The 20,990-nt window shown below is 48.5% G+C and carries 15 protein-coding genes; 6 read left to right on the top strand and 9 right to left on the bottom strand.

Features of this window, described 5'->3' with window-relative positions:
- Positions 1–2 precede the first annotated feature (2 nt).
- Positions 3–692, bottom strand: coding sequence for a VIT1/CCC1 transporter family protein (locus DF182_RS20550; protein ID WP_113617684.1), 690 nt, complete (start codon positions 690–692; stop codon positions 3–5).
- Between the two features lie 134 nt (positions 693–826).
- Here DF182_RS20550 and DF182_RS20545 point away from each other — a divergent pair, with 134 nt between their 5' ends.
- From DF182_RS20545 to DF182_RS20535, 3 genes are all read left to right on the top strand, one after another.
- On the top strand, positions 827–1,222 hold the full coding sequence (locus DF182_RS20545; protein WP_113617683.1) for a hypothetical protein: 396 nt from the start codon (positions 827–829) through the stop codon (positions 1,220–1,222).
- A gap of 222 nt (positions 1,223–1,444) precedes the next feature.
- Positions 1,445–5,809: a CusA/CzcA family heavy metal efflux RND transporter gene (locus DF182_RS20540; RefSeq protein WP_113617682.1), complete on the top strand. Its 4,365-nt coding sequence runs from the start codon at positions 1,445–1,447 to the stop codon at positions 5,807–5,809.
- Between the two features lies 1 nt (position 5,810).
- Positions 5,811–6,953 carry an efflux RND transporter periplasmic adaptor subunit gene (locus tag DF182_RS20535; RefSeq protein WP_113617681.1) on the top strand — a complete coding sequence of 381 codons (1,143 nt, stop codon included), beginning with the start codon at positions 5,811–5,813 and terminating at the stop codon, positions 6,951–6,953.
- Positions 6,954–7,028: 75 nt separating this feature from the next.
- Here DF182_RS20535 and DF182_RS20530 read toward each other — a convergent pair whose 3' ends face one another.
- Positions 7,029–9,410: a glycoside hydrolase family 95 protein gene (locus DF182_RS20530; RefSeq protein WP_211327172.1), complete on the bottom strand. Its 2,382-nt coding sequence runs from the start codon at positions 9,408–9,410 to the stop codon at positions 7,029–7,031.
- 166 nt (positions 9,411–9,576) lie between these two features.
- On the opposite strand from DF182_RS20530, the gene DF182_RS20525 reads away from it, so the two are divergent.
- Positions 9,577–9,882, top strand: a complete 306-nt coding sequence (locus DF182_RS20525) for a hypothetical protein (protein WP_113617680.1) — start codon at positions 9,577–9,579, stop codon at positions 9,880–9,882.
- Positions 9,883–9,886: 4 nt separating this feature from the next.
- Here the strand turns inward: DF182_RS20525 and DF182_RS20520 are convergent, their stop codons facing one another.
- The 3 genes from DF182_RS20520 to tkt form a co-directional block, all read right to left on the bottom strand.
- Positions 9,887–10,666 carry a porin family protein gene (locus DF182_RS20520; protein WP_113617679.1) on the bottom strand — a complete coding sequence of 260 codons (780 nt, stop codon included), beginning with the start codon at positions 10,664–10,666 and terminating at the stop codon, positions 9,887–9,889.
- 125 nt (positions 10,667–10,791) lie between these two features.
- Positions 10,792–11,538 (bottom strand): HAD-IIB family hydrolase, encoded by a 747-nt coding sequence (locus DF182_RS20515; protein WP_113617678.1) that lies wholly within the window; start codon positions 11,536–11,538, stop codon positions 10,792–10,794.
- Positions 11,516–13,546, bottom strand: a complete 2,031-nt coding sequence (gene tkt, locus DF182_RS20510; RefSeq protein WP_113617677.1) for a transketolase — start codon at positions 13,544–13,546, stop codon at positions 11,516–11,518. Before tkt ends, DF182_RS20515 begins: the two co-directional genes overlap by 23 nt.
- A 183-nt stretch (positions 13,547–13,729) precedes the next feature.
- Here tkt and aspA point away from each other — a divergent pair, with 183 nt between their 5' ends.
- Together aspA and DF182_RS20500 are read left to right on the top strand one after the other, a co-directional pair.
- Positions 13,730–15,139, top strand: coding sequence for an aspartate ammonia-lyase (aspA, locus tag DF182_RS20505; RefSeq protein ID WP_113617676.1), 1,410 nt, complete (start codon positions 13,730–13,732; stop codon positions 15,137–15,139).
- 152 nt (positions 15,140–15,291) lie between these two features.
- Positions 15,292–15,816, top strand: coding sequence for a hypothetical protein (locus DF182_RS20500; RefSeq protein WP_147243493.1), 525 nt, complete (start codon positions 15,292–15,294; stop codon positions 15,814–15,816).
- Between the two features lie 41 nt (positions 15,817–15,857).
- Here DF182_RS20500 and DF182_RS20495 read toward each other — a convergent pair whose 3' ends face one another.
- The 4 genes from DF182_RS20495 to DF182_RS20480 form a co-directional block, all read right to left on the bottom strand.
- On the bottom strand, positions 15,858–16,280 hold the full coding sequence (locus tag DF182_RS20495) for an LIC_13387 family protein (RefSeq protein WP_113617674.1): 423 nt from the start codon (positions 16,278–16,280) through the stop codon (positions 15,858–15,860).
- A 2-nt stretch (positions 16,281–16,282) separates the two neighbouring features.
- A complete protein-coding gene (locus DF182_RS20490) occupies positions 16,283–16,975 on the bottom strand; it encodes a class I SAM-dependent methyltransferase (RefSeq protein WP_113617673.1) in 693 nt (230 codons plus the stop codon).
- A gap of 59 nt (positions 16,976–17,034) precedes the next feature.
- Positions 17,035–17,604 (bottom strand): Crp/Fnr family transcriptional regulator, encoded by a 570-nt coding sequence (locus tag DF182_RS20485; protein WP_113617672.1) that lies wholly within the window; start codon positions 17,602–17,604, stop codon positions 17,035–17,037.
- Positions 17,605–17,666: 62 nt separating this feature from the next.
- A complete protein-coding gene (locus DF182_RS20480) occupies positions 17,667–20,891 on the bottom strand; it encodes a S41 family peptidase (protein WP_113617671.1) in 3,225 nt (1,074 codons plus the stop codon).
- Positions 20,892–20,990 lie beyond the last annotated feature (99 nt).

Below are 20,990 nucleotides of genomic sequence, written 5' to 3'. Positions count from 1 at the left end.
GATTATCCGCCAATCAGCCTGGCGATACCAAACGCACAACCTGCGGCAATAGTACCGATAACGGCTACACGAATTCCGCCCATAACAGGATTAAGTCCGGTGATACGGCTTTTGAAATAGCCAAATATAAATAAGCAGATGATGGTGATCAGGGCCGATATTTTAAGGCCCTGAAGCCCTTCGCTCACAAAGAAATAGGGAGACAGCGGAATCAGTCCGCCAACGATATAGGAGACACCGATGTTCAGCGCACTTTTGGTAGCCCTTGCAGCATCCGGTTTTTCGAGGCCCAGCTCATATTTCATCATAAAGTCGGCCCAGCGGTCTTTGTCTGTTATCAGTTCAGCTGCGGCCTTCTGCTGCAAGTCCCGGCTCAGGCCCAGTTCTGCAAAAAATGTTTCCACTTCCTCCCTTTCTCTTTCCGGCACGGTTTCTATCTCCTCATATTCTCTCTTCAACTCACTCTGATAGTGGTCTACTTCCGTTTTACCAGCGAGGTAACCGCCCAATCCCATGGCAATGGAACCGGCCGCTATTTCTGCCAGTCCGGCAATAACGATCAGGTTTACATCCTTCACAGTGCCGCTGAGGCCTGCAGCCAGGGCAAAAGGTACCGTAAGGCCGTCGGACATTCCGATAACGATATCACGTAATAATTCAGATCCGGTAAAATGCTTTTCCTGATGTGTCATAACTTTTGTCGCGTTTTGAAAAATGATGATTCCTGGGAATGATGCAACAAAAGTAAATATTATTGCAACGGCCGTTCGGATTTTTATCTGACTTCATAATGAAATATGATTATCTTTGGCCCCGATATTCATATATGAAAAAGGCCACTGCAATATTATTATTATTTGTGTACCTGTTTGGCAGTACAGAAGCCAGCCAGTTGCTCAAATTCCCTTTGCTGGTGGAGCATTTCAAGAAGCACAAGCAGGAGAATATCCATATAACCCTGGCCTCTTTCCTGAAAATGCACTATTTAGATGAACAACCTTTTGACAAGGATTATCAACAAGACATGCAGCTACCTTTCAAAACGGTGGATATTATCTGCATGACACTCCCCACAGTAATACCGGCGCCGGTTACCCTGTTTACGCCTGTGATAGAGCTGCCAGAGGAAGACTATTTTATTCTCAATGACGGTCCCCCTCCCTACCGGTTACCCGACAACGTTTTCCAGCCTCCCAAATCTGTATCAGCACAACTGTCCTGATATCCAAGAATGATGTAGTCACGAAAAGACAATTTATGCAACATTGAGCCATCATGTTTGCAGGCGTTATCTTTTCCTGGCAGTGATGAACATTTTCCTTTTCCCCGGGTTTAAAAACGGGGATGCGGGCATATTGCCGCCTTTTCCCGGGCTGGCAGTATATCCCGGGAAAAGGCCATCCGCCCATCATTCCCCATTCGTTATTTTCTAAAGTCTGCCGCTTTGTTAAACAGTATTATCCGCTTTTCCATCAAAAACAAGCTGATCATAGGCTTGTTTGTACTGGCACTGATAGGCTGGGGTAGTTATTCCGTGACCCAGCTCCCAATTGATGCAGTGCCCGACATCACCAACAACCAGGTGCTGGTGATCTCTTCTGCGCCCAGCCTGGGCGCTCCCGACGTAGAACGTTTCATCACCGTACCCATAGAACTGGCCACCCGCAATATTCCCGGGATCATCGAACAACGTAGCTTTTCCCGTTTCGGACTAAGCCTGGTGACCATCGTCTTCAATGACCAGACAGATGTTTACTGGGCCAGGCAACAGGTAAGCGAACGGCTGGCACAGGTACGCCAGCAGATACCTGCCGGTATGGCTGAGCCCGAACTAGGGCCGGTAACAACCGGTCTGGGAGAGGTTTTCCAGTATGTGGTAAAACCCAAACCCGGCTATGAAGGCAAATATGATCTCACCGCCCTGCGCGACATACAGGACTGGACCGTAAGGCGTCAGCTGCTGGGCACCGAAGGGGTGGCTGATGTCAGCTCCTTTGGCGGTACCGTCAAACAATATGAGGTGGCCATCAGCCCCGAGAAACTCAAGAGTTTCCAGGTAACCATCTCCGATGTATACCGCAGCCTTCAGGAAAACAACCAGAACACCGGCGGCGCCTATATAGAAAAAGGCCCCGGCGTATTGTTTATCCGCAGTGAAGGGCTGGTGAAAAACCTCGAAGACATCGGCAATATCGCCATCAAAAGGATCAACAACGGCATTCCGGTATTGATAAGAGATGTAGCCACCGTTAAAACGGGAACGGCTATACGTTATGGTGCCATGGTACTCAATGATCAACAAGAGGTAGCCGGCGCTGTAGTGATGATGCTGAAAGGGGAAAATAGCAACAAGGTGATCCGCAATATCAAGGATAAAATAGCCGCCATAGAAAAAACATTACCGGAAGGTATCGCCATAGAAGCATTTCTGGACAGAACAAAAATGGTAGACAACGCCATCTCCACTGTAGAACGTAACCTGCTGGAAGGCGCCCTGATCGTGATCCTGGTACTGGTTATCTTCATGGGCAATGTCCGCGCCGGCCTGATCGTAGCCTCTGTGATACCGCTGTCTATGCTCTTTGCCATCATCCTGATGCATCTCTTCGGCGTAAGCGGCAACCTGATGAGTCTAGGAGCACTCGACTTCGGCCTGCTGGTAGATGGCGCCGTGATCATCATCGAAGCGGTGATGCACAAACTCACCAAAGGCGCTACCCTCAGCGGCGTAAAACAGCTCACACAGGAACAGATGGACGAGGAAGTGGAATCATCCGCCAAAACTATGATGAACAGTGCTGCCTTCGGCCAGGTGATCATCCTCATCGTATATCTGCCTATCCTCTCCCTGCAGGGTATTGAAGGCAAGATGTTCCGCCCGATGGCACAAACCGTGTCTTTCGCTATCCTCGGCGCCTGCCTGCTGTCGCTTACTTATGTACCGATGATGGGCGCACTCTTCCTCAACAAAAAACTGAGTCATAAAGAGAGCTTCGCGGATAAAATGATGGAGCGGATAAAACGCCTGTACGACCCGCTTTTACAGCGGGTACTACGTATACCCGTACTCGTGGTAGCCGTTGCTTTTGTATTATTTGGCGCGGCAGCGCTGGTACTTTCCAACATGGGCGGGGAATTTATTCCGCAACTGGAAGAAGGCGACTTTGCCGTAGATACGCGGCTACTGCCGGGCACTTCGCTGAGCACTACTATCAAAACCACCGAAAAGGCGGCCGGCGTACTGAAACGCCAGTTTCCCGAAGTAGAAAAAGTAGTGACCAAAATAGGCTCCGGTGAAATTCCAACAGACCCCATGCCGATGGAAGCTGCCGACATGATGGTGATCCTCAAACCTAAACACGAATGGACCAGCGCTGCCAGTTTCCCTGAGCTGGCCGGCAAAATGAGCAAGGCCCTGGAAGAGATTCCTGGTATCACCACCGGCTTTCAGTTTCCCGTTCAGATGCGCTTCAATGAACTGATGACTGGTGCCCGTCAGGATGTGGTTTGTAAAATATTCGGCGACGACCTCGATACCCTTGCTGCCTATGCCGATAAAATTGGCTCCATCGTAAGGACCGTACAGGGTGCTAAAGACCTCTACACCGAAACCGTCACCGGTGTGCCCCAGCTGGTAGTATCTTACAAACGGGAGGCCATCGCCCGTTACGGTGCTTCTGTTACCGATGTCAACAACACCATACAGGCCGCCTACGCCGGCGCTACTTCGGGGCTGATATTCGAAGGCGAAAAAAGATATGATCTCGTTGTACGCATGAACGAAAATGAGAAAAAAGATATCAACGAAATCAATAACCTCCAGGTAGGGCTACCCAACGGACAGCAGGTGCCTCTGCAGGTTCTGGCCGACGTTGAGATTCAGGATGGTCCTTACCAGATACAAAGGGAAGATGCCCGCCGCAGAATCACCGTTGGTTTTAACGTACGTGGCCGCGATGTGCAGAGCATCGTGACGGAGTTGCAAACCAAGGTGAGCGAACACCTTAAACTTCCTCCGGGATATTATATCACCTATGGTGGACAATACGAAAACCTTCAACATGCTACCAAAAGATTAAGTATTGCGCTGCCAGTGGCACTGCTGCTGATATTCCTGATGTTGTTCTTTGCTTTTCATAAATTAAAATATTGCCTGCTGATATTCTCCGCCATCCCCTTGTCCGCTATTGGCGGGGTATTCACACTGTGGATGCGGGGCATGCCTTTCAGTATCTCTGCAGGCATAGGTTTTATCGCATTGTTTGGCGTGGCAGTATTAAACGGTATTGTATTAATCGGAGAAATGAATCAGTTAAAAAACAGTGGTATGACAAACATACGGCAGATCATCATCCAGGCCACACACGACAGATTAAGGCCTGTACTGATGACCGCCACCGTGGCTTCACTCGGCTTCCTGCCGATGGCCCTCAGTAATGGCGCTGGCGCGGAAGTACAACGACCGCTGGCCACCGTTGTAATCGGAGGTCTGATCACCGCTACCCTGCTCACGCTGGTAGTACTTCCTGCACTTTTCCTGTTGTTTGAAGAAGGATGGAAAAAACCCAAACCGGCAGCACTGATGCTCCTGTTATTGCTGGGCGCTCCTTCCCTGCTGCAGGCACAAACCACAAAACCGCTCACCTTACAACAAGCCCTGCAGACAGCACAGCAGCAAAACCTGCAGCTGAAACTCAGCCAGCAACAGGCCGCCTATTATCAGGCGCTCACCCGCAGCAGCACCGACCTGCCTAAAGCACAGGTGATGGCAGAACTGGGAAATGTCAACAGTAATTCTTTTGATAACAAATTCACGCTCACCCAGGGCTTTGCCTTCCCTACCGTATACAAACGGCAAAAACAACTGTATGAGCAGGAATGGCAACAAGCAAAGCTGCAAACCACACTGCAACAGACAGAGATAACAAGACTGGTAAAGCTGGCCTATCTTCAGCTGCAATTCCTTAAAGCCAAAAAGGTACTGTTGCAAAAAACAGACAGCATCGTTTCCAGCTACTCCAGAGTGGCCAAACTCCGCTACGACAACGGAGAAAGTAACCTCCTGGAAAAAACAACGCTGGAAAACCAGGAACACCAGGCTAAAATGCAGCTGGAACTGTTGCAGTCCGATCAGAAAACGGCCATCGCACAACTAAACATGCTGCTGCATGAAACACCGTCAGACATAGACCCTGCCGACACACTGGGTAGCTCCCCCATTTTATTCGACAGTACTAAACTGCAGCAACATCCTTATCTGCAGGTATACCAGCAGCAGCAACAACTCAACAGCAGCAAAACACAACTCGAAAAAGCCAGGCTGCTGCCCGACTGGATGCTGGGCTACTCCAACCAGTCCATCGTAGGGTGGCAACCGGATAAAAACAATGTAGAACGTTACTACGGCCCCGGCCATCGTTTTTCCATTGCCCAGGTAGGTATCGGCATCCCTATCTTCGCTTCTGCGCAGAAAGCCAGGATAAAGGCCGCACAACAGATGCAGGCCAGCTCCGCCACCGCCACCGCACTGGCCACCGAACAACTGCACAACCAACTCGAACAAAACTGGAACGACTATCTGAAATATCAACAGGCCATCAGCTACTATCATCGCTCGGCACTGAAAGAATCAGATATCATCATACAAACGGCCAATATCAGCTATAAAAACGGCGAAATAGGGTACATCGAATGGAGTACCCTCATCAGCAATGCCATCGCCCTGCAAAGCCAGTATATCGATGTTTTGAAGGAACTCAACATCCGGAAAACAGAACTGGAATATTTATTACAATTCAATCAGCAATAGCATGCGGAAGATATTCATATACCTCGCCTTCACAGGATTATTATTTGCCTGCAAAAACAAACAGGCCACAGAAAACACCAACGCCAGCACTAAAGGAGAAGCAGAAAACATCGTGACACTCGACAGCCTGCAGCGGAAAAATGCAGCCATCGTACTCGACACTGCCCGTACCATCAACATGCACGCCACCCTGAGAGCCACCGGCGTAGTAGACGTACCTCCGCAGAACCTGATCTCCATCAGTTCTCCTTTAGGCGGTTATCTCAAAAGCACCCGCCTGCTGCCAGGCAGCCAGGTATCAAAAGGGGAAGTACTGGGTATCATGGAAGATCAGAGCTACATACAGCTTCAGCAAGACTACCTCACAGCCAAAGCCAACATGGAATATCTCTCCGCCGATATGGAAAGACAACGGACCCTCAGCGAAGCAGATGCCATCAGCAAAAAGAAATATCAACAGGTACTCAATGAATACAAAACCGCTCAGGTGACCCTTAAATCTGTCGGGGAAAAACTGCGTATCATCAACATCAATCCGGATAAACTCACTGTTGGCAGCATCTCCCGCACAGCACCCATCTACTCTCCCATCAACGGTTATGTGACCAAAGTCAATGTCAACATCGGCCGTTATGTAATGCCCTCCGATGTGTTGTTTGAGCTGGTCAACCCGGAAGATATCCATGCAGCCGTTACCGTGTTTGAAAAAGATATCACCTCCTTCCGGAAGGGCGTAAAAGGTAAAGTGACACTGGTAGAAAAACCGGATCAGGAATATGAAATAGAAACAATCCTCGTCACCAAAAACATCAACGACAACCGCAGTGGCCTGATCCACTGCCACTTCGAAAAACCCGGCCACGATCTGCTGCCGGGCATGTTCCTCAACGCTACTTTCGAGATGGATAACCAGCAAGCGCTGGCAGTGCCCGAAAATGCCGTCGTACGCTATATGGGCAAGGAATATATCTTCACCACACAGGATGGCCATACCTTTACCTTCACGCCTGTAAACACCGGCCTGAAAGAAAATAAAATGGTACAGCTGCTTCCTGGTGGAAAAGATCTGCGGAATGAGAAAATTGTAGTGGAAGGCGCCTATTCACTGTTAGGCAAACTGAAAAATAAAGGAGAAGAAGAATAACATTGGGTTATTTGGTTATTTAGACATTTAGTCATTTGATTAATAACTAAATGTCTAAATAACCCAATAGCTACATCATCGTAATAGTGCGTCCAGCGGATACTCTTTTCCCGCTTCGGTGTTCATCACCACAATCTGGTCGCCATAACGCACCTGACAACCACCACCTTTGAGGGCCCGCAGCGTAGCGGCAGACAGCTTTCCATCTTTCCAGGACATACTTACTTCAAAAGCTCCACGGGCGCAGAGTCCTTTTACAGCGCCGTCTTTCCATTCCGGTGGCAGGGCGGGCAATAATGTCACCATCCCTTCGTGGCTCTGCAACAGCATTTCAGCGATACCGGCGGTAGCGCCGAAGTTACCGTCTATCTGGAAAGGCGGATGCAGGTTAAACAAATTCGCGGCTGATTTGTGCAGGAGAATATCGTTAAAGGTTTTTAAGGCTTCAGGACCATTTTTTAACCGGGCCCACAGATTGGTGCACCATGCCGCACTCCAGCCGGTATGTCCGCCACCGTGTTGCAGGCGGTATTCGAGCGATTTACGGGCAGCATGTACATATTGCGGGGCCTGGGCCTCGTTAAAGGCATAACCGGGATAGAGCGCATATAAATGCGACATATGGCGATGCCCGGGTTCTTTCTCCGGATAAGGCTGTGCCCATTCCATAATACGGCCATCAGCGCCTATCTGCGGCATCAGCAGATTGGCTTTGGCTTCGCGGAGTTTGTCCAGCAAGGGATCTGACTGATGTAAGATGCCCGCAGCCTGCAGCACATTGGTAAACAATTCGTGTATCACCTCCTGGTCATGCGAAGGGCCCATACTGATGGTACCATTGCTACCATCAGGTGCTTCGAAGGCATTTTCCGGAGAAGATGCTGGTCCGGATACCAACTTACCTGTTGACGGATCTTTTACCAGCCAGCCCAGGTAAAAACGGGCGGCCTCTCTCAGCGTCGGATATACTTTATGCAGATATGCAGTATCCTTCGTAAAAGCATAATGTTCCCACAGATGCTCACAGATCCAGCCACTGGCACCGGTAGTCAGCCCCCAGGAAGGATCTTCACCTGGTGATGTAAAGCCCCATACATTCACGATAGGGTTCACACACCATCCCGAACCGCCAAACTGTACAGCGGCAGAATGTGCGGCGGGTTTCTCTATACCCTGAATGAAATTGGTCAACGACAGATGCAGTTCTCCCAGGTTGGTATTTTCAGCCAACCAATAGTTCATCTGTACATTGATATTGGTGTGATAGTCGCCGTTCCACGGGGTGAGTACCTTATTGGCCCATATACCCTGCAGATTAGCCGGCAGCGTGTTTTTTCTGGCCGAAGATATCAGCAGGTAACGGCCATACTGGAAGTACAGCTGTGTCAGGTGGTTATCGTTGCCAGTTTCCTTCATTTTTTGCAAACGGACATCTGTAGGGATATCGTCTGCTATGGGAGCCAGTTGTAAAGACACCCGGTTAAACAGCCGCTGGTAATCTTTTACATGCGCCTGCTTTAATTGTGTATAGGACATGGCGGTAGCCGCTTTTAATGCGGCGGCTGTCAGCCCTGCATAATCTCTTCCTTTGTATACGGGATAGTTGGGCAGGTAATCTGTAGAAGCGGCAAGGTATAACACCACTTCGTCCGCGTCTTTTACAATCAGCTGGTTGCCGCTGTATTTCAGCTGACCGCCTTTGTGGCGGGCCTGTAGCCGGGTGATATATTTCATGCCATCACCACCTTTGCCGTTGTTGAGTGCACCACTCATGACCAGCTCACCATTGGCAGCTTTGGTGGTAAAACGTTCTGGTCTGTCCAGTGTGGCGGTGAAGCTAAGTGCCCCCTTTTTATCGGCAGAAAATTTCACGGCCATCACATTGGCTGGCGCGCTGATAAAATATTCACGGGTATAGTGTACTCCTTCCTGTTGATAGCTGACCCTGACAATAGCATCATCCAATTGCAGGCTGCGCTGATAAGCTTCGTAGGGGCTGCTTTTACCGAAATCGATGCGCAGGTCGCCCAGCGTCTGATAAGTACCGAATGGCACATTAGAACCATTACCGGTGCCAGAGCCGGCCCCTTTACAGATCTGGGTTTTATTGGTCAGCGCGGTAGCTTCCTTAAACCGGCCCTGAAACAACAGGCTGCGTATCTCCGGCAGGTAGCGGGAAGCTTCCGGATTGTCGTTGTCATCGCGGCTGCCGTTCCATAATGTTTTTTCATTGAGCTGTATCCGCTCCTGGTTGACATCACCAAAAACCATGGCGCCGATATTACCATTACCAATCGGCAAAGCCTGTAACCAGGCAGGATCATCTTTCCAGGGAGAAGTTCCATCTTTGGCGGTAGCGCTGGCAGGGGAAGTATACCATAATTTTAATGACTGCTCCTGCGAAAAACCACTGGTAGCTACTACCACGGTCAGCAGACAGGTAATCATATATTTCATATGCTCTACTGTTTTACATGACTCGAAAGATAATATTATTATTGGCTATCCGTATGCCTGCAGGCAGTTATTCTGCTTGTTAATTCAATTTTGATCCGGGGTAATTGTATTTTAACTTTTTTCGGCAGGATTGATTATTTAAATTGACCTTCTGAAACGATGGCTTATGGCAAATGAGAGCAACAAATCACCACATATTCTCAATACTTCCACCAATCTGTTGGGCTTTTGTCTGATTGTGCTGACATCTATTAAAGTGGCACATTTTAACCAGGTAACGATTATCGATGACTCTACGGGGGTTGCTGCGATATTGCTGATGGGAAGCTGTATACTGTCTTTTCTGTCGATGCGGTCGAAACAACGAAGGAGGAGTGAGAAACTGGAGGAAGCTGCAGATTACATCTTCCTCCTGTCTCTGGTATGCATTAGTGTAACGATTATAATCGTTTCATTTAATCTGCTAGCGTGAGCAGTTATTTTTTCTTATCGCAGATACGGAAAGAGTAACCCAGTACTACCACACCAGCGCCGGTGTTGTTTTCACCGTTGGTTTTGTCTTTCTGGATTTTCACGAAACCGTAGTTACCACCACCTTCAACGAAGATCGCACTTCTGCTGTTGAGGTGGTAAGCCAGACCGATATGACCGTCGATACCCCAGTTGGCCTTTTTCAGGTCATTTTTAATATCCTGGGTTCTGTTAAAATCCTGTGGAGGAGTCACCGGCTGTGTGTGTGCAGGGTCCAGGAAAATAGGGCTGGTACCGCTCATCTCCTGTTTTCCATTCAGCAGGAAACTTACGAACGGACCGGCAGCTACATAAAGATCCCATTTAGGGCTGAATCCAAAGTGATATTTGGCCAGCACAGGAATCATCAGGTAGTTGAATTTAGCTACGCTTTTGTAGTCAGCGTATACATACTGAGGTACCGGTATGCCCTGAGCCTGAAATCCTGCTGCCAATTCCGGTGTAGGAGGAAATGCCTGGCCTTTGTCTTTTTTACCACCCTGAGAAGAGTATCTCAGTTCAGGCTGGATAGAAAAACGTTTGGTAAGATGAAATTCAGCATGAACACCTGCATCGAGGCCCAGTCTGGAGCTGTAACCACTGTTAATAGGATTGGAAGAATTACCGGAAGTTAAATTAGGGATACTCAAACCTGCTTTAATACCGAGATCAACCTGAGCCTTTACCACGAACGGACACATAAAAAACGTCGCCACGGCAACGACTAAACGTAATTTGCTTTTCATAAGGTTTTGTGTTGTAAAAAGAATAGTTTAATGACACCAGTAAATTTTGGTTAATACCGGTTGATCCGGTAAAGCTACAACTATACCATTAAATGCAAACTACTAATTTTACAAACGGCGATTTGTTAAGCATGTAAACAGGCCAGCGCTGTTTCAATTACCCTTTTGGTTTCATCAGGATCTCTTACTGCTATACTCAGTGCCCCGGCCTCTTTCGCAGGATAATCATTACCTCCTTCAAACAAGGCATCTCCCACAAACAACATTTCTTCTATCGCTATGCCCAGCGTATCCCTCAGTTTACGGATACCATATCCTTTATCGATTCCATCTTTGGTTATATCCACGGAAGTCATTCCGCCCAGGTTCACCGCAAATCCGGGAATCAATTTATCAAGCAGGGCCTGGATTTTCTTACGTTTGGAAAAGTCAGGATCCCAGTTTTTTTTGGCATCTACGGGAGCTTCCTGTCCGAGTGCAGACCAGGTAATCTGACTGCCGCGGTCTTCTATCTGATCGCCCCAGGTTTGTGTGATGGTAAACCCCGCCTCTGCAATGGCGGTATTCAGTGAGCGGAGAATTTTTTCCCTTTCTGAAGATGAAAAATTCTCTGCATAGAGCAGTTCCCATTGCTGTTTGTAATGATAGAACTGTGTACCACAGGTAGGCAGTATAAAAAGCCGGGATAGTGGTATACCCTGGGGCAACAAACGGATTACCTGTTTTTCGAATTGTTCCCATTTTCCGCCGGAGATGATCGCCACACGTACGGTCTCTATCAGGCCCCCCAACAGGGCCCCCATTTCCGTATCGATAGGCGACTTACTTACCGCGAGGGTGCCGTCGAGGTCAAATACGATGAGCTTTCTCATGTTTTACCAGTTTAGTGGCTTTGTCCAGTATATTTTCCACCGTAAAACCATAATGTTTAAACAGTTCTTTGGCCGGTGCGCTGGAGCCAAAATGGCTAATACCGATCATCGTGCCCTTCTCTCCCAGCCATTGTTCCCAGCCCTCAGGAGACCCGGCCTCTACTGCAAGCCTGGCTTTCACCGCCGGTGGCAACACCTGTTGCCGGTAATCTTCGGACTGCTCCCTGAACAGCTCCCAGCTGGGCATGCTCACCACCCTGGCATCGATACCTTCCTGCTGTAGCCGTTCCCGGGCTTCCAGCACCAGTGACACTTCCGAGCCGGTAGCGATCAAAATAATATCCGGCATGTCACCATTCTCTTTCGCCAGGATATAAGCGCCCTGCTGTAATCCGCTGGCCGGCGCCAGCTGACTTCTGTCTGCTATCGGCAGTTTCTGCCGGGTAAGCACCAGCATGGTAGGGCCGCCTGTACGGGTGATAGCTGTACGCCAGGCCCATGCAGCCTCATTGGCATCGCCCGGACGGATCACGCACATATGCGGCATCGCCCGCAAAGAGGCCAGGTGCTCCACCGGCTGGTGAGTAGTTCCATCTTCTCCCAGCCCGATACTGTCGTGCGTCATCACATAAATCACCGGCAGCTCCATAATACAGGCCAGCCGGATGGCCGGACGGGCATAGTCTGTAAAAATGAAAAAAGTGGCAGCATATGCCCGTACACCACCATGTAACTGAAGACCAGAGGTGGCCGCACACATTACATGTTCACGGATGCCCCAGGCAATATTCCGGTTAGCATAATTCCCTTTTTCAAAATACCCTGAAGACTTGATCAGCGTTAAGGTAGAAGGCTCCAGGTCTCCGCTGCCACCTATCAACCAGGGCACTTTGGAGGCCACTGCATTCAGAAAGGCAGAAGATATTTCCCTCGTGGCTTTTGGGCCGTCTTCGGGTTTATAAACCGGTACATCATGGTCCCAGCCTGCAGGCAGTTTCTGCGTAATAAACTGCTCCAGCTGCTGATACAGGTCGGGGTATTTCGTTTTGTATTCCTGTAGCAGTGCATTCCAGGCCTGTTCGGTGTCCTTTCCTTTATTAACAGCCTTGCCCATATATGCTTTTACATCTTCCGGCACCAGAAAATCCTGATCCTCCGGCCATCCATAGAAAGCCTTGGTAAGGCGTATCTCATCCGCTCCCAGCGGAGACCCATGTGCTTCCGGTGTGTCCTGTTTGTGAGGAGAACCATAACCGATATGGCTACGCAACAGGATCATAGAGGGTTTGTCTGTCACTGCCCTGGCTGCTTCGAAGGCTGCCGAGATGGCCTTCAGGTCGTTGGCATTGTCGCCCAGGTCCTGTACATGCCAGTGGTAAGCCTCAAACCGTTTGGCCACATCATCGGAATAAGTCAGGGATGTGTTCCCTTCTATCGTGATATGGTTGTTATCATACAAACATATTAGCTTACCTAATCCCTGGTGTCCGGCTATGGAGGCAGCTTCATGGGAAGCACCTTCCATCAGGTCTCCATCGCTACAGAAAACATAGGTGTAGTGATCAATGATTTTTGCATCGTCGCGGTTAAAGAGCGCGGCCAGGTGTGCTTCTGCCATGGCCATACCTACGGCAGTCATGATACCCTGTCCCAGCGGCCCTGTGGTGGTTTCAATACCTGGTGTCAGCCGGTATTCCGGGTGTCCGGGAGTATTACTGCCCCATTGCCGGAATTGCTTCAGGTCGTCGAGGGATATATCATATCCGGTGAGATGTAATACCGCATATTGTAGCATCGAAGCGTGGCCATTAGACAACACAAAACGGTCGCGGTTCAGCCATCCGGGATGCTGCGGATTAAAACGCAGGTGCTCTGTCCATAGTACAAAAGCTGCCGGTGCCAGCGCCATAGGCGTACCCGGATGCCCTGAGTTGGCTTTCTGTACCGCATCCATTGCCAGGCAACGAATGGTGTCTATACACTTTTCTTCGATGGTCATTGTTTTCATAATTGCCTTTTTGAAATTGGAGAAAGTATCGGGGCCAGGCCCGGTGAGGTAAACAGATCCACAAATAAGGTACCAACTGACGTAAATCATCCGCTGTCTGACACGTATCATTTATGGCCCTCTACAGGCTTTCTACTTTTGTGTTGTCGATATTGATACAACAACAATTAAAATGCTTTATATATGAAACCAGTATGCAGAACAGAACATGATTTCCTCGGAGAAAGAGAAATAGATAACAGCGTATACTATGGTATTCAGACACTGCGGGCCATAGAGAACTTTTATATCACCGGTACCCCTGTTTCACAGGAGCCCGTTTTTATCAAAGCGCTGGGATATGTGAAAAAAGCGGCTGCCATGGCTAACATGGAACTGGGCGTATTACAACCTGATATCGCCGCTGCCATTATGAAAGCCAGCGACCGGCTGATAGCCGGTGAGTTCACCGACCAGTTCCCTACAGATATGATACAAGGTGGCGCCGGTACTTCTGTGAATATGAACGCCAATGAAGTCATCGCTAATATAGGGCTGGAATACATGGGCCATGAAAAAGGAGCCTATACTTACCTGCACCCCAACAATCACGTCAATTGTTCACAAAGCACCAATGATGCTTATCCTACCGCTTTCCGCATCGCGCTATATCTTAAAGTAAATGATCTGCTCATAGCCCTGGATAAACTCCAGCAGTCTTTTGCCCGTAAAGGAAAAGAATTTGCCGGTGTGTTGAAGATGGGCCGTACACAGCTGCAGGACGCAGTACCCATGAGCCTGGGTGATGAGTTTCACGCTTTTTCTACAACACTGAAGGAAGATGTACAACGCCTCCGCGAAGTGCAGGCGCTGCTGACGGAAGTCAACATGGGCGCTACCGCCATCGGTACCGCGATCAACGCACCTGCCGGTTACCCTGAACTCGTTACTCAGTATCTCGGTCAGATCACCGGCATGCCAATCGTACTCGCATCCGACCTCATCGAAGCTACTTCCGATACCGGCGCATACGTGCTGCTCTCCGGCATGCTCAAACGTACCGCCATAAAAATATCCAAGATATGTAATGACTTACGCCTGCTTTCTTCCGGACCACGGGTAGGACTAAACGAAATCAATCTGCCTCAGCTGCAGCCCGGTTCTTCTATCATGCCCGGCAAAGTAAATCCGGTAATCCCGGAAGTAGTGAACCAGACCGCCTATTATGTAATCGGTAACGACCTTACCATCACCATGGCCGCAGAAGCCGGACAACTGCAACTCAACGTAATGGAACCTGTGATCGCTTACAGTCTTTTCTCCATGATCACTTATCTGCAGAGAGCCTTCGATACCTTACGCCTCAAATGTGTAGACGGTATCACCGCCAATGAAGCAGCTTCCAAAGCAATGGTCATGAACAGCATCGGCATCGTAACAGCACTCAACCCACTGCTGGGTTATGAAACCTGTGCAACCATCGCCAGAGAAGCACTCAGCACCGGCAAATCCATTCATCAGATCGTGGTAACAGAAAAAGGATATATCACAGAAGAACAATGGAATGAAATATATTCATTCGAAAACATGATTCATCCGCAATACATCAATTAATACAAACAAGGGAACATAACAGGGCTAATCAGATCTGGTTAGCCCTTATTTTTTCTCACAAACAGATACAACCATAACAAGAAACGCGATCCTGTTTTTAGGTGTTTTCGCAGAAAATGCTTAAATTAAATGTACACCAAAACTACTCTACCATGAAAAGGATCATCCTGCTATTATTGGTATGCGCTTTTTCATTCGGAAGTACATTAGGATTTGCACAAGCGCCCGGACATCCTGCACAACAACCTACTGAAAAAGCTCCCAAAGCAGAAAAAAAGAAAAAGAAATCTGCCGCCGATACTACTTCCATGAAAGAGAAAAAACCCGCAGCCACTGAGAAAAAATCAAAAGCCAAGGCTGCTGAACCAGCGGCTACCACGGCTCCTCCATCAGCTGCTCCTGCTGCTGCCCCTGCCACAGCCCATACGCCAAAGAGCAAGACTAAAACAGCCACAACACCAGCTGCTGCACCAGTTTCACCAGCTCCCACTCCAACGCCCGCTCCGGCTGTCTCTAAGGTTAAAACACCAGTTGCCACTCCTGCTCAACCCACTGTACAAAGCGGTGATAAGGCAGTAGGCACCGATGATAAAGGCAGGACCATCTATCAGGGCCCTAAAGGCGGACAATATTATATCAACAAAAACGGTCACAAAACCTATATAAAGAAACAATAAATGATGAGCGCAACAGTAATATCTGTTGCGCTCATTATTTATCATCCTTTGTTCATCATCATTAAAATATAGGCAACGATAAAACAGGCCGTTGCCACCGACAGCATCCCCATCACTATTTTCATCCAATACTTTGCCGCCACCCATACATAAAACCCCATGGCCAGCAGTGTACATATCAGCAAAAACTGACTGGACTGTAAAAACGCGAAACTCGTCTGGGCGAGATAAAAATTTGTTATCCCGATAAACATAGCACCACTGCTATGGGTGGCATTGAATCCCATCCAGGCTTTCCACATGGTCAGTTCTTCTGTCAGCACCACAGAAGATTTTTTCATCTCCTCTATCAGTGCTGCATTACGGGGGAACAGCTTATTGGTAAAAAGCGTTGCGCGGAAGTGGGAAAGTCCCATCAGCCCGATAATAGCCGAACCGGCTTCCCAGAGATATCTGGCTATCATGATTATAATATTTTCTGTCCGGAAATAAACAATACGCTGCCTTTCATATAGCTGCTCGTCTGCAATACTGCACTGTCAAACAGCGACAGGGTTTGCTGTCTGGAATACACCTCTCCGAATTCATTGATTACACGAAGCGCAGACATGAAGTACCGGCTGATCAGCTTCTCGCCGGTCATGGTATAAAAGAAGAATCTTCCGCCAGGTTTTAATGCCCTCAACGTTTCATTCACAAAGTCCTGTTTGTTATCGAAAAGATGAATGGTGCCGAAGCTGCACACAATATCAAAAGTATTGTTTTCAAAAGGCAGATGAAAGGCATCACCCTGTAATAAGCTGATATTGGCAGGCAGATAACCGCTTTGTTTCACCAGCCTGGATCTGGCTATTTTCAGCATCTCCGCAGACCGGTCGAAAAGCGTACATTCGTTAGCGGTAGCGGCATATAAGGTGCCCGTTTGTGCAAGGCCGCCACAACCGATGTCCAGTACACGCCCCTGTGAATGCAGAATCGCATTGGCGGCAAACTGCCATAAATCATCCCGGCTGCAATCCCAGATAATCCGGTTGAATGATTCAGTACCAACAAGACGTTCATAGTACTTCGCCTTATTATCATATGCTGCTCCGCGGGTATTTTCGAGAGATGAATAAATACCCTGATCGATGGCTTTGAATTTGTGTGAATAGCTCATTTTGCGTACGGTTCTCTGCAAAATTAGCGGACAAACTCCTTCCGATAAATGAACCTGGGTTAAGAAATGCGCTTCCTGATCCGGCTCAGCGCCTGGGGAGTAACACCAATATAAGAAGCCAGATATTTGAGGGGAACCTGCTGTAGTAAGTGAGGGACTTTATTAAAGAGGTCGAGATAACGTTCTTCGGCAGACTTGGTGAGGAAGGAAAGTTCCCTTTCAGATTTCCATAGCAGCATCTGTTCTGTGGCCAGCCGGCCTATTCTTTCCACGATGCTTAAACGGCTGTACATTTCCTGCAGATCATCATAATGAATACGCCAGAGAACTGTTTCAGCCAGCGTTTCACCATAATAAAAGGATGGCCTTCGGGTATAAAAGGAACTGAAGACACACATAAACCAACCTTGGATTGAAAAACCAATAGTGGTTTCATTACATTCCGTGTCTTCTAAATAAAAGCGCAACAATCCACGGTCTACAAACGATAGATAGTTTTCCGTTTCGCCGGCTTTCAGATAAAATGTTTTTGCGGGATAAATTTTCTGCTCGAAGCGCGAAGAAAAAACGCGCCAGTCTTCATCTGAGATATCTACCTGCTTCCGCAGGTATTGATGCATAAGCTCCATAACACACCGTAGTTACCCTGGAAACAGGCGGCAACTGCCAGCTGTTTCCAGGGTTTTATTTTTTATTGAATCGTTTTCAACATCTCTTTTACAGCCGCTTCCAGCTGGTCATCCTTACCAGACAGGAAATCTTCATAACGCAAAGGTACCTTTATATCCGGCTCTACCTGCATATTTTCTGCAATGCGACCCTGCCTGTCTATATTGGCGATCATCGGAATACCGAATATAATGGTCGGATCGATTTGCTGCTCCCACCATACAGCCGTACCAGTGCCCGGCACAGGCATCCCAATCAGTTTACCCATTTTTTCCTGTTTATATATCAGGGGGAAGATATGGGCATCACTGTAGTCTGCTTCATTGATCAGAACACAATGTGGACGAGACCACAGCTGTACCGTTTCTCCGCCTTTCACCTTTTCTCCCTGCGGAGCAAACTCCAGGTACTGTTTGCCGCTGAGTAAGTTACGCAGGTCTTCATGCAACCAGCCGCCGCCATTAAAACGGATATCTACGATCAGCGCTTCCTTGTCACGGCAGCTACCCATCAATTCTTCGAACACGTTACGATAATCTTCATCATTCATATCTTTCACATGCACATATCCTATTTTGCCATCACTGAGTTTATCCACCATACTGCGCATTCTGTCCACCCAGCGTTTGTACATCAGGCGGTTCTCTTCATCTGCGCGGATGGGCTTCACCACTTCATCCCAGCGTGCTTTGGTATCGGGGTTGAAGATGCTTACCAACACCGGCTGAGCGGCTTTGCGATTCAGCAAAATGGCCCAGTCAAATTGATCGGTAATGATTTCGCCATTTACTTTTTCGATGATATTCCCTTTCTTCACTTTGCTGAAAGCACGGTCGAAGGGGCCACCAGCCAACACTTCATCAATCTTCAGTCCGTTCTGTTGCCATGTTTCGTCAAACAATAACCCAAGCGAAGCAGTGTTATCCCCGTCAGGACGCTGAGGGCGATAACGGCCACCGGTATGGGAAGCATTCAGTTCTCCCAGCATTTCGCTGAGTAGCTCCTGAAAGTCGTAGTTGTTGCTGATATGCGGCAGGAAGCGGGCATAGTTGTCGTGGTACATCTTCCAGTCCATGTTGCGGATGGTAGGGTCATAAAATTTACCGATCACCTGTTTCCAGGCATGGTCTAAAATATAAGCCCTTTCACCGGCAGGGTCCAGCTGCATTTCACTGTTGATGGAGATGGGAGAAACTTTTCCGGAGGCAGCATCTACTTTTACCACTCCACCTCTGTTGCTTACAAACAGGGTGTTACCATCTTTACTGAGGGCCATACTACCTGGAGAACCGCCCAGTTTGGCCAGTATTCTGGTTTCGCCGGTGCGTGGCTCTGTCATCCACAGATCATAACCACTTTCAAAGGCAGCCATGTAATACAGCTTGCTACCGTCCTCACTTAATACATAATCGCCTACAGAGGCACTGTTGACGGTGAGGCGCAGCCGCCTGTTGCGGAGGTTTTTAAAATCGGGATGGAAATCTTTTGAGGCAGCAGTATCCTTCGTTTTGGATTTATCGGCATCTTTTTCTGCCTGTTTATTGGTTTCACGCAGCAGGGCAAACTCATCGCGGGAAAGTTTGTATTCGTCATAAGTCTGCTGATCGAGGAACACGGCGAAGATATCTGCTTCCTTGCTGCCTTGTGCGGCCCAGGAACGGCGTCCTTCGCGGATACTGCACCAGGTCATCACTTTGCCACCCATGCCCCATTTGGGGTTGGTTTCACCAAAACCGCTGTTGACAGGATATACAATAGCACCTTTGCCATCTGCTGGTATCAATGCAGCATTGGTGGGAAAAAAATGTCCCTGCTGATCTTCCGCCACCAGCCATTTGCTATCGGGGCTCCAGTTAAAATTGATGTCACCGTCCAGGGAAGAATGATTATGTCCCTTGGGTAATACGGTCCTGCTCTGGCCGGAGGCAAGGTTAAATACTTTCAGAATATTCCGGTCTTCGAGGTAGGCGACTTCTTTGCCATCCGGAGAATACAGTGGCTGAAACTCCTCTGCAGCTGTAGCAATCAGGGCTTCTTCTTTCAGCACGGTAGCAGCAAAAAAGTAAGGTTCTTCCTTGCGGGCCAGGGAACACTGATAAATATCCCAGCTTCCATTGCGTTCTGCAGCGTATACCAGGTGTTTACCATCGGGAGACCAGCGTACCATCCGTTCCTGTTGCGGTGTGCTCGTGATGCGTTTGGTCATGTTACCATCTGTACTGGACACAAACACTTCACCTCTGGCCACAAAGGCGATTTCCTTACCATTGGGACTCATGGCAAACTCCGTGATATTGCCATTTACCGGCATATTTTTCACGGTATTGGTTCTGTCGTTATTGAGAACGGTAATTTTGACTTTTTGGGGTTCTGCACCTTCTTTCAGCGTATATACTTCTCCGTTATAGGTAAAACAAAGTGTGTTATCAGCAGCCTTTGACAGGTGTCGCACCGGGTGTTTGTCAAAACGTGTGAGCTGTTGTGCCTGCCCTTTCTCCGTCAGCGACGTTTTGTATACATTGATGGAAGTACCATTTTGTTCACTGAGGAAGTATACTTCATTACCATTGCCGAATACAGGGTTGAGATCTTCTCCGCCGTAGGTAGACAGCTGCCGGTAACTTTTAGCGGCGATATCGTAAGTCCAGATGTCGCGGGTAACAGCAGACACATGGTGTTTACGCATGGCATCTTCAAGTCCTTTCCTATCCTGGAATACTAACTGATCTCCTTTACTGTTGTAGCGGGCAAATTCAGCGCCTGCTGCGCTGAGCAATACCGCACGGCCACCGCTTACCGGCACCGTGTACAGGTTGTAAAACAGACGGGCATCGTGGTAACGCACACTGGAGGCCGGTCCTGTACGCCCGCTGCCAAACAGTACTTTTTTATTGTCCGGCGTGAAGTCATACGGATAGTCCTGAGCGCTGTTACTGGTGAGTCTCACCGGTGTTCCGCCCTGTGCAGGCATTACAAATACATCGAAGTTTCCATAACGGTCGCTCGCAAAAGCGATGGACTTACCATCACGGCTCCATACCGGCATCATATCCTGTGCTTCGTGAACAGTTAGTGGTACAGCGACCCCACCATTGGCATCTACCCGGTAGATATCACCTTTATATCCGAAGGCTATCGTTTTACCATCGGGCGATATGGCCGGATACCGCATCCATAACGCATTTTCCTGTGCATAGGCAGTAACAGATAGCAGCCATGCAGTACAGGACATAAGCAACATTTTCATAAGCAAAAATTTAGATCTGGTCTTTTCGGTCCACAAATATACACCTATAAAAAACGCAAAGGAACAGAGTTCTTCCTCTCTGTTCCTTTGCGTGCAATA

This window comes from Chitinophaga flava, assembly GCF_003308995.1.
In the GTDB taxonomy this organism is placed as follows: domain Bacteria; phylum Bacteroidota; class Bacteroidia; order Chitinophagales; family Chitinophagaceae; genus Chitinophaga; species Chitinophaga flava.
The sequence above is the reverse complement of the archived record's forward strand: the minus strand, read 5'-3'. Positions and strand labels throughout refer to the sequence as shown.

Coding starts and splice junctions, on each gene's coding strand:
- DF182_RS20550 (WP_113617684.1), bottom strand. CDS start 692: ATGACACATCAGGAAAAGCATTTTACCGGATCTGAATTATTACGTGAT.
- DF182_RS20545 (WP_113617683.1), top strand. CDS start 827: ATGAAAAAGGCCACTGCAATATTATTATTATTTGTGTACCTGTTTGGC.
- DF182_RS20535 (WP_113617681.1), top strand. CDS start 5,811: ATGCGGAAGATATTCATATACCTCGCCTTCACAGGATTATTATTTGCC.
- DF182_RS20530 (WP_211327172.1), bottom strand. CDS start 9,410: ATGAAATATATGATTACCTGTCTGCTGACCGTGGTAGTAGCTACCAGT.
- DF182_RS20525 (WP_113617680.1), top strand. CDS start 9,577: ATGGCAAATGAGAGCAACAAATCACCACATATTCTCAATACTTCCACC.
- DF182_RS20520 (WP_113617679.1), bottom strand. CDS start 10,666: ATGAAAAGCAAATTACGTTTAGTCGTTGCCGTGGCGACGTTTTTTATG.
- DF182_RS20515 (WP_113617678.1), bottom strand. CDS start 11,538: ATGAGAAAGCTCATCGTATTTGACCTCGACGGCACCCTCGCGGTAAGT.
- tkt (WP_113617677.1), bottom strand. CDS start 13,546: ATGAAAACAATGACCATCGAAGAAAAGTGTATAGACACCATTCGTTGC.
- aspA (WP_113617676.1), top strand. CDS start 13,730: ATGAAACCAGTATGCAGAACAGAACATGATTTCCTCGGAGAAAGAGAA.
- DF182_RS20500 (WP_147243493.1), top strand. CDS start 15,292: ATGAAAAGGATCATCCTGCTATTATTGGTATGCGCTTTTTCATTCGGA.
- DF182_RS20495 (WP_113617674.1), bottom strand. CDS start 16,280: ATGATAGCCAGATATCTCTGGGAAGCCGGTTCGGCTATTATCGGGCTG.
- DF182_RS20490 (WP_113617673.1), bottom strand. CDS start 16,975: ATGAGCTATTCACACAAATTCAAAGCCATCGATCAGGGTATTTATTCA.
- DF182_RS20485 (WP_113617672.1), bottom strand. CDS start 17,604: ATGGAGCTTATGCATCAATACCTGCGGAAGCAGGTAGATATCTCAGAT.
- DF182_RS20480 (WP_113617671.1), bottom strand. CDS start 20,891: ATGAAAATGTTGCTTATGTCCTGTACTGCATGGCTGCTATCTGTTACT.